The sequence below is a fragment of the Rhodococcus sp. 14-2470-1b genome (assembly GCF_002259415.1).
Classification (GTDB): domain Bacteria; phylum Actinomycetota; class Actinomycetes; order Mycobacteriales; family Mycobacteriaceae; genus Rhodococcoides.
On the sequence record NZ_NPFY01000015.1, the window covers coordinates 1 to 1,165 of the forward strand.

Annotated in this window: 1 protein-coding gene; it reads right to left on the minus strand. The window is 62.6% G+C overall.

All coding sequences use genetic code 11. The features are described from left to right. On the minus strand, nt 1–1,165 hold a 1,165-nt coding region (locus CH293_RS12075), incomplete at both ends, for an MCE family protein (RefSeq protein ID WP_141217173.1).

Genomic DNA, 1,165 nt, shown 5'->3' on the forward strand with positions numbered 1-1,165 from the left:
GCGGTTCCCGTTGCCCCGCCGTAGATCACGGCGAGAGTGTCACGTTCGAAATCCGAGCCCGCGTAGGACACCGGCGTCTGTTCGACGATGCCCGGCAGCGGCGAGTACTGCGGAGCAGGCAGTTCCGGAACATCCTGCGGTCCCGGGTTCCTCGACGGCACCTGGTAGGAACCGTCGTTCGCCGATCCGCCCGGGTACTGCGGGAAGAACTCCCCCGCAGCCGTGTCCGCCGGGGTGTAGCAACGCGGTCCGCGGTTGTCGAACAGGCGCGGCTCGTCCTGATTCGGAAGGTAGCGCCCCTTCGGATTGACGAAAGCAGCGGACACGTTGATGCCTCGGTACTCGTCACCGACACCGATCACGTCCTGCGCGTTCTGCACCACCGGCACGAAATTGGCGAACGTACACCCGAACGACGGCGAATACTGCGCCAACAACTCCAGCGCCTCCCGCGAATCCGCCGAGATCCGAATCAGATTGTCCGCGTTGGCCTGCAGAAAATCCGCCGTCGACGCACTCGTCGCCGTCAACGACGAAATCAACGTATCCACCGCCGGACGCTGCTCGACCAACGTGTTCCCCGTGACCGACAGATTGTCCAGCGCATCGATCAACTGCGGACCCGCATCGGCATACGTCTGCGAGAAATCCGCCAACCCACGCAGATCCTCCTGAATGTTCGGCAACTCGGTGTTCAGACCCTTGAAGATCGTGTCCAACCGATCGATCGTCAACCCCAACTCCTGACCACGACCACTCAGACCCTGCGCCAACGCACCCAACGTGCTCGCCAGATCCTGCGGCGGAATCGCCTCGAGCAACGGCAGCAAGTTGTCCAACAACTGCCCGACCTCGATAGCGCTACCGCTGGTGTCCTGCCTCAGCACCGTCCCGTCGGTGATCGGCGACGCCGTGTCGTTCTCGGGAATCTGCAACGCCACGTACCGCTCACCGAACAACGTCTTGGGCAGCAACCGCGCCGTCGCGTTCGACGGAATCAGATCGGCCTTGTCCGGATCGATCGCCAACTTCGCCGTCACCACACCGTCCACCGACGACGCCGACCGCACTTCACCGACGATCAACCCGCGAACCTTCACATCCGCATTGGTAGGCAACGCATTACCCACCGAATCGGTCACCAGATCGATACTGACGACCTTCT